We start from the raw sequence: 8,013 nt of genomic DNA, 5'->3' as shown, positions 1-8,013 counted from the left end.
TTACGTCCGGTCGCGCTCCACAGCTGTCCTTCGTGCTCACTGACTTCACGTCCGCAAGTGGCCCGATTGCGAAGTCTGCGCGGCCTCTCAGAAGGACCGCTCATCAAGGTACACCGGAAGTGACTGGCCGACCTCGCAAAAGGCGCTTTTGACCCACAGCGGACCATCGCTTCGGCCCGGATCACCCCCCACGTTCTAAGTCGCTTTGACAACTAGGCACTCTTCACTAGACAGAACACGGCGCTCGCACTCAACTATCTCGTTCTGCGCAACCGGCCACTCTTCACCTTCGGCGGGGACATCTAGGATGCGATACAAATCCGCTCCGACGGGCTCACCTCAACTGGACGCCACACATCGGTTCCCTCGTTTCGGAGCTTGAGATAGATCACCATCTTCCGGCTTACCTAATTGCGCTTGCTCACGTTGCCGCTTTTACCCTTGCTAGACTTATGTCGTTACCAGAGCCAGGTTTCAGTCCCCTTCGATCCAGATTCCTGCTTCGCTAAGTGCGTTGAGAATACGCTCGATGTCTTTGGGGTCCAGTACTCCACTGTCACACAATTGATTCAGCTCATCGAAGGTAATCTTGCCGTTCCGTTCACCGATTTCGATGGCCCGTCGGAATGATCTCCGGCACGTTCATGTTCTCTCCGTTTCAGCAGCCTCTACTATACGGGGAGAGAGTCGGCTTGTGGGCCCTTAGCCGAAGGTCGATTGAGCGCGTGTCGTGTCGGCTGTCAGGGGCAAACCGGACGCCGATCCAACTTGGCGACCACCGCTGCTTTTGACCCATCTCGGACATATGTCCTCAGCTTCTGCCGCTTTTTTGCATAGTCGCCGGCGGCAATTTGAAGCATTCTAGGGTTGCCGCAGCACTAGGTCGGCGCGCTTTGTTGAAGATTTGTAACGAAATCGGAGACGACATGAAGCAGCATGTTAGCCTCCTTGCAGGCATTGTGGCCTGCGCCACCCTCACGTTGCCCCACTTGGCAGCGGCACAGACCGCCCCCACAATCCCACCATCGCTAACGACGCCAGATAAAGTCGAGTCCCGGATCGGCACGCTTGAGTTCAAAGACGGCGTGCCGAGCAAGTCAACGGCCGAGAAGCTCTTCGACAACCTCGACACCACGTACGCGTTTCGCGCGTTCATGGACAACATGCGAGGCGTCAGCATCCACGCACTGCGCCAAGGCATGCAGAGCATCGGCATGAAGGACAACGAGGTTCTCGTCTTCTCCGAGCTGATGGATGCGAAGTCGCTGTTCCTGACGGCCAACGCCGACACGATCTACGTCATGGGCTATCTCGATCTCAGCAAAGGGCCCATGGTGCTGGAGACCCCACCCAAGTTTCTCGGGGCAGTTCAAGACCATTGGTTCCGCTGGGTCACCGACCTCGGCCTTCCCGGCCCCGACCGTGGAGAGGGCGGTAAGTATCTGATCGTGCCACCGGGCTACGACGGTCCGCTGCCGGAAGGCGGGTTCTATGTCGCGCGCGCCCGGACAAACACCATCGTGTGGTTCGGCCGGTCGTTCCTGGAGAACCACAACGATCCCAAACCGGTGGTCGACACGATCAAGAAGTTCACCAAGGTCTATCCTTACGAACCGGGCGGCGTCGGCACGCCCATCGCCGAATTTCTGGCCGGGAAGGCCAAGCTCGGGCGGGTAACCGCTCCGCCGACAACCGTGTTCCATGAAGGCAGCGGCAAGGTGATGAACACCATTCCGCCCAACGACTGGACCTACTTCGAAATGCTGAACGAGGTCGTGCAACAGGAGCCGGCCACCTCGCTAGATGCCGAGCTGATGGGTCCGCTGGCCGCCATCGGCATCATCAAGAACAAGCCTTTCGCGCCTGACGCACGCATGAAGAAAATCATGGCCGAGGCACTGGCAGTCGCCAACGCGACCTCGCGCAGCCTGTTCATGAGTCCGCGCGATCCGAGCTGGTTCTACTATCCGGACTCGTCGTGGTTCAATTACCTGTTCGTGACCGGCTACGAGTTCGAGACGCCGATCCCGATGATCACGCCAGAGGGCGTCAAACCCTTCCCGGCCACCGGCTACCGGACGATGGATGCGCGAACAAACTTCTTTTACGGCGTCACCGGCATCACGCCCGCCATGGCCATGCGCTTACCCGGCATCGGCTCGCAATATCTGTTTGCGATGCTCGATGCCAACAAGCAGCACTTCGATGGTGCCAAGTCCTATAAAGTGACGCTGCCCAAGGGTATCCCGGAGGCAAACTTTTGGTCGTTTACCGTGTACGACAACATGACCCGCTCGATGCTCGATACCCCGCAGCGCTTTCCGCGCGCCGGCAGCCAGGGCTATCCGTCGCCCGCGGCCGAACCCAGTGCTGACGGTTCGACGACGATCTACTTCGGTCCGACGCAGCCGGCGGGCGTCGCACGTGGCAACTGGATACAAACCATGCCTGGAAAGGACTGGTTCTTGATCCTGCGCCTCTACAGCCCGCTCGAACCGTTCTTCACGAAAGCGTGGCGGCCCAGCGAGATCGAACTCGTCAGGTGAAGCCGCAGCGAGGTGGCCGGCATGGCGCTGGCCACCTCGTGCAGGTGCGACGTCGTCTATTGGCCCATCGGCGACGTAGCGGCGCACCTCGCAGAGGTCCGCTCAGTGAGCCATGGCGGACTCGATTTGCTCAGGTCGAGTTCTTCGCATTGTGACCCATAGCAGGCAGTTACGCCCTTTCGCGCCCATCAACCTGACATTGTACCTTGGAATGACCTAAGGTACATTCAATGAACATGGTCGCTCGTCGAACGACCTGCGGACACGAGAAGGATTCTCCAAAGTATTTGATGCGGAAGAGGAATGACCGATGTTTGTGCGTATCACAACGGATCGACGACCTCAGCCCAATACACTCGATGAATCCGGTTTAGCGAGTGCATTCAACCGAATTATCGGCCTAAGTGAGTTTACATACCGAAAAGGCACCGAAATCTTCGGCGAAAAAGAGCCCGCTGTGTATGTCTATCAAGTCAAGCATGGTGCGGTGCGAAGTTACAAGTTACTCTCGGACGGTCGACGTCAAATCGCCGCCTTCCACTTAGCGGGCGATATCTTCGGGCTTCAGAATGGCGACACGCATCGATTTACCGCGGAGGCGGTCGTCGAAACCGTGGTACGCCTGATTAAGCGAGAAAGCCTTCAATTGGTGGCCACAAGAGATGCGGTTGTCTCGCACAACCTGCTCAGCATGACCACGCGCAACCTGGAGCACGCAGAAAACCATATGCTGCTTCTGGGCCGCAAGACCGCGGTAGAAAGGGTTGCCGCCTTCTTGCTTGAGATGGATTGCCGCACCGGAGCAGACAAGGTGTCGCTCCCGATGACTCGTCTCGACATTGCGGACTATCTCGGCTTGACGTTGGAGACGGTTTCTCGCGTGCTATCTAGCTTGCGTAAAGCGGGCGTCCTTACGTTCCTCGACCACTATCAGCGGGAGATCGTGTTAAACGACAGGCGGCGGCTTGCCGATTTCGATCCGCAAGAACCGGCACAACCCTGATACCAAATGCGAGGGGGCCGTACTGGCGACGATGACGGATATGCAGACTCGCATCGATTATCGCGGATATTGCAAGAGCTAGTACGAAAGGTCCGTTGATTTAGATCAACGGGTTGCCGGCGATCTAGGTTCAAGGCTCTGCCATGAACGAGCCTTCCGAATCCGAGCCCAAGCCAACTCGCATAGAGGAGGCGCGCCGGATCATTGAGGATTACGCGAATGACCTTCGCGAGTTCATCCGAAAGCTCCGTGAGAAGATGAATTGAAGCGGATTCGATTTGCTCAAGTTGAGTCTTCGCACTGGTCGGCGACGGTGTACGACCGCGCGACCCACGCGCTGATCCGCGAGATGCCCTGGTCGAGCCGCGGCTCGAACACACCGGGGCTGACGAAGAACGCCGACGTGTCGATAGACCTCTACTTCGGCCCCAAGGCGCCGGCGGGGAAGGAATCGAACTGGGTGCCCACCAGGGGCGGCGGCGAGTTCGAGGTGCTGTTCCGGTTCTACGGCCCCGAAAAGCCGCTGTTCGAGAAGACGTGGGAGCTCGGCCACATCGCGGAAGTGAAGTGATCTCCGGCTTTACGGCCCGACCGAAGAGCCACTGGGGGTATGACCGCGCACCTTTAGATGGAGGGCTGGCAGTGGATTCTTCATTTGGCGCGCTGGATGCGTTCGCGTTTGTCGTGTTCGCTGTTCTGATTTTTGTTGGCGTCATCATTGTCGTCAATCTGGGCAAACTTCCGGGTCAGCTCGCGCGGAAATGGAATCATCCGCAGGCCAGCGCGATCAATGCCATGAGCTGGGTCGGGATCGCGACCGGCGGCTTGCTATGGCCGGTGGCGTTCGTATGGGCGTTCACAACGCCATTCGGCCTGAAACCGGCAAAGAGCGATCTTGAAGCTGGCAGGGGCGACAGCGGAACGGCATTGCGTCAGCATTCAGGTGACAAGGGGGTGCGGCCGTGATCGCAATCCTGATCATCGTCTACGTTGCGATCGTTCTCTTGCTGTTCAAGGTCCTGCGCCTCAAGCCCACGGCCTATCTGATCGCCGGCTTGATCGTCGCGGGCGTATTCATGATCGGTGGCGTCGTGGTGGTCTGGACGCAGTCGGCGCCGATTACGGACAAGATGGTGACCAGCCAATACGTGGTGCAGCTCGTTCCTTACGTCAAAGGGCAGGTCAAGACGATTCACGCCGAGGCAAATCAGCGCGTGAAGAAAGGTGACTTGTTGCTGGAAATTGACTCGGCGCCGTACCAGTACACGGTGAACCAGGTCGAGGCGCAGCTGGCAGCGTCGAAGGCCAACGTAAGACAAGCCGAGGCTGCGCTGGCGACCGCAAAAACGGCCATACCGAATGCGCAGGCCATCCTAGCGAAGGCGAAGGCCGCGGACGAACTAGCCAAGACCCAGGAACAAATCGCCCTCAACATTCAGCGCGCGGACAGAGCTGCCATCAGTCAGCTCAACGTGGCCAAGGCAGCGCAAGAACGTCAGGAGGCGGACGCCGCCGTTCAACAAGCCGAAGCCGCCCTTGCACAGGCGCAGGCTTCTGCGCAACAGGCCGAAGCCGCTGTGCGAACGGCCCAAAGCAACGTTCCGGCCGTTGAAGCACAACTGGATGACGCGCGGTTCAACCTGGCGCAGTGCAAAATGACGGCGCCAGGCGATGGATACGTTACGAATTGGCAGGTGCAGATCGGCACCATGCTTGTGCCGATGCCGCTTGCTGCGGCCGGAACATTCGTCAACGTGTCCGATACCGCCGTCGCTGCCGTATTTCCGCAGAATTGGCTGTCGAATGTTGAGCCGGGCGACGATGTGGAGATGGTGCTCAACCCATACCCAGGCCGCCTGTTCCTTGGAAAAGTGGACTATGTGATCCCGGCAACGGGTGGAGGATGCTGCGCTGCATGAGTCCGGATGTGGCCCAAGGCGGAAGTCCTGCAACATTCCGATTTCGGGCCGCTATCAGAGGCATAGCGGACGTCAAACGGCGTCCCCGGTTATCTGTGCAGCCGCTTCGAGCATCGTTGCTGTGGATAGTGGCCCGCGACGCCGCGACAACGATTGCGAGTGATGACAGAGCGAGTTGTCCGTCTCGTCATGGTGTCAGCGACACCTCGTCGCGCGAAATCTACAGTCGTCGTTTCGAGGTTTTAGGAATCATCCGTTGGAAAGATCGTTCAGCGAATGAAGCGCTTCACTCTTTGCTGGCCTTCTCAAGAACTATGAGCTCCTTGCTTTCTAAGAGGATGATCCTGCCTGCCTTGTATCCGAGGCGGTAGTTTTCGTCCAAAAGTCCGAGTGTCGAGAGCTTCTTGCCGGCCCTGTTTCGACAAAAGTAGTTCAGCAACGTTGCAAGCGCTGGCATAGGCCGTTCGAGTAGTCCGAATACGAGCCGCGCGAAGCTTACCAATCCGGCGAGCATCAGGATGCTGTTCCAGATCCAATGCCCGTCGAAATAGCTGGTGAAGAAGTTGACGCCACCGGCGACGCCAAGCACCAGCAAAACTGCGAGGAAAGAAAACTCGATCCTGCTCGCTTGCTTGTTGACGTCGCCAACCACACCTTTGAGCTGACTCTCCTTTAACGCAAGCGCCTGTGCTTCGCGCATTTGCAGCGTAGCGAGTTGCTCGCTCAATCGCGACACTTCCGAAGAGGCCCTCTCCAGCGACTCCGCCGCTGCTTGCCGCTCCGTCGCAAGCTGCGCTTCATGCTTTCCGCGCAATTCCTCGGCAGTGGCTTCCCGCATCACATCGAGGAGATGCTCCGCGTTTTCGGAAGTCACGATGTTTTCGTTGTTGAGCGTTTCGTCGGCGAGCTTTTGAACACTTCGCGCGTCCAGCAGCAGCAAGTTTAGCTGCTCCAAGCGCTCGGGTGTCACCAGAGCGAGTTGGTTGGCGAGGGCGTTTCTGACTTCCGGCCTGACCTGCAACACCCTGTCACAGGTCGCGATTAGGTAGCCGCGTGGAATAGTTTCGTCGGCACCAAGTCCTGTCCGCAGCCATGCAGTAGTGGCCAGGTCACGGGCGTGGATGATTGGACCCTCCTGCAGTGGATTGATTATCCTGCTCTGCAGAGCGTAATTGCGCGCGTGTCCCACAAATCGGGTGTTGCGCGTCACCATCACGTAACGCGTTTTGAAAACATCACTATTTTGTTTACCCTCGCGTAGCCGGGCCGTGAGCGTAAGGCACGTCGCGTCGTGTTCACGCGCGTTCACATTATTGCCCCACGTGATCGAATTTAAGAAATCGTCGTGCTGTTCTAGTGTGAAGTACCGGTGATTGTGCGGGAAGGTATCCATACCAATTTGCCGCACCGTGATGCCGATATTGTCCAGCGCACGCTCGGGGTTGTTCGCGACAGCTTGGACGAAGTCGAGTCCGATCTCCCGCTTAATCATGGCGTTGTGCGTATAGCCCCGTCGCTGCTCGGGTGGCAGCGACAGCATGCTCCGCAGATTATGCTGCATTTCGATGCAGCTAATTGGGAATACGATGAACGATGCTCCAATCTTCTTGAGCGCGGCGATGACCGTAGCAATGTCGTCCTTCAGCGCCTTCCCAGAACACCCGAGCAGATCCAACGCGATCGGCGCGTCGAGGATGACGGTCAAATCCGTCCGGGTTTCGACGTGCGTAGGCTTGAGAAAATCTTCAACGACTTCCGCTAACAATCCGATGGACGAGAGGCGTGTCAGGTGAGGAACAGACTCCCGTCTGTTCTTCATCAAGTGCTGCACAAATCGCGCGCACATATACCGGTCATTGGGATCGAGCGGTGTACCACCTTCTTCCAGCTTCGCGATGAGCGCGCGGGCCTCCGCCCCTGGCTCCAACTCACCGAGCTGTGGCGCAAAGGCACCCTCGCCGGACGCGTCCATCATCACCAAGAAGCGGATCAGAATGTCCTTTAGCTCTTCCCGGCTTTTCTTGTACGAGAGCAGATCAGTGACCTTTGGCGGGAACTTCTCGAACTCATCAATAATCCGCTCAAATGCCGACAGGATTGCCGGTGGTGCCGCATCTCCCTGAGGGTCGGTAAAATTGACGATCCATACGGTATCCTGACCCGCCTGCGCCCTCTTCTTTAGTATTCCCTTGCGCTCGAAGCGCGGGATCAATGTGGAAGCGATGTCCCCAGTAAACCGCCAGCGGTACAGCCTGCGTACGCCTGCCGAAAATGTATAGGGATCAAAAACCTTTCCGTTCATCAGTGCCAAAATCGGCTCGAAGAACGGGGTCAGTGCGTCCAGAACGTCGTTTTCGTTGCCCTTTAGCTCGGTGAGTGCTGCGTAAACCCGCAGAGCCCGACGCGTAACATTGCTCATACTCGCTTCCCCAGCTTATGCCCGACTCAGTACAACCGGGGAGAGTGTAGCGGAACTCACTTCATACGTTGACCCGATGATGGTCTCTATTGAAGAGGCATATCTGGACGCGTGGCACAGCCTTCC

At 57.9% G+C, this 8,013-nt stretch carries 7 protein-coding genes; 5 read left to right on the top strand and 2 right to left on the bottom strand.

Going from position 1 to position 8,013, the window contains the following annotated elements; all coding sequences use genetic code 11:
- Nucleotides 1-474: 474 nt before the first annotated feature.
- On the bottom strand, nt 475-564 hold the full coding sequence (locus ABIB99_RS42525; protein ID WP_354181836.1) for a hypothetical protein: 90 nt from the start codon (nt 562-564) through the stop codon (nt 475-477).
- 362 nt (nt 565-926) lie between these two features.
- Between ABIB99_RS42525 and ABIB99_RS42520 the strand changes: the two genes are divergently transcribed.
- The 5 genes from ABIB99_RS42520 to ABIB99_RS42500 all read left to right on the top strand — a co-directional run bounded on the left by ABIB99_RS42520 (nt 927) and on the right by ABIB99_RS42500 (nt 5,468).
- Nucleotides 927-2,546: a DUF1254 domain-containing protein gene (locus ABIB99_RS42520; RefSeq protein ID WP_354181834.1), complete on the top strand. Its 1,620-nt coding sequence runs from the start codon at nt 927-929 to the stop codon at nt 2,544-2,546.
- 310 nt (nt 2,547-2,856) lie between these two features.
- Nucleotides 2,857-3,549 carry a helix-turn-helix domain-containing protein gene (locus tag ABIB99_RS42515; RefSeq protein ID WP_354181832.1) on the top strand — a complete coding sequence of 231 codons (693 nt, stop codon included), beginning with the start codon at nt 2,857-2,859 and terminating at the stop codon, nt 3,547-3,549.
- A 262-nt stretch (nt 3,550-3,811) separates the two neighbouring features.
- Nucleotides 3,812-4,120 (top strand): DUF1214 domain-containing protein, encoded by a 309-nt coding sequence (locus ABIB99_RS42510; RefSeq protein ID WP_354181830.1) that lies wholly within the window; start codon nt 3,812-3,814, stop codon nt 4,118-4,120.
- A gap of 71 nt (nt 4,121-4,191) precedes the next feature.
- Nucleotides 4,192-4,515, top strand: a complete 324-nt coding sequence (locus tag ABIB99_RS42505) for a DUF3302 domain-containing protein (RefSeq protein WP_354181828.1) — start codon at nt 4,192-4,194, stop codon at nt 4,513-4,515.
- Entirely contained in the window at nt 4,512-5,468 is a 957-nt protein-coding gene (locus tag ABIB99_RS42500) for an HlyD family secretion protein (RefSeq protein WP_354181826.1), read from the top strand. Before ABIB99_RS42505 ends, ABIB99_RS42500 begins: the two co-directional genes overlap by 4 nt.
- 286 nt (nt 5,469-5,754) lie before the next feature.
- On the opposite strand, the gene ABIB99_RS42495 is transcribed toward ABIB99_RS42500, so the two are convergent.
- On the bottom strand, nt 5,755-7,887 hold the full coding sequence (locus tag ABIB99_RS42495) for a hypothetical protein (RefSeq protein ID WP_354181824.1): 2,133 nt from the start codon (nt 7,885-7,887) through the stop codon (nt 5,755-5,757).
- Nucleotides 7,888-8,013: the final 126 nt, after the last annotated feature.

Source organism: Bradyrhizobium sp. LA6.1 (assembly GCF_040547805.1).
Taxonomy (GTDB): Bacteria; Pseudomonadota; Alphaproteobacteria; order Rhizobiales; family Xanthobacteraceae; genus Bradyrhizobium; species Bradyrhizobium barranii.
The sequence above is the reverse complement of the archived record's forward strand: the minus strand, read 5'-3'. Positions and strand labels throughout refer to the sequence as shown.

Bases quoted from the DNA above. Each gene is read 5' to 3' on its own strand.
- ABIB99_RS42520 (WP_354181834.1), top strand. From the start codon at position 927: ATGAAGCAGCATGTTAGCCTCCTTGCAGGCATTGTGGCCTGCGCCACC.
- ABIB99_RS42495 (WP_354181824.1), bottom strand. From the start codon at position 7,887: ATGAGCAATGTTACGCGTCGGGCTCTGCGGGTTTACGCAGCACTCACC.
- ABIB99_RS42515 (WP_354181832.1), top strand. From the start codon at position 2,857: ATGTTTGTGCGTATCACAACGGATCGACGACCTCAGCCCAATACACTC.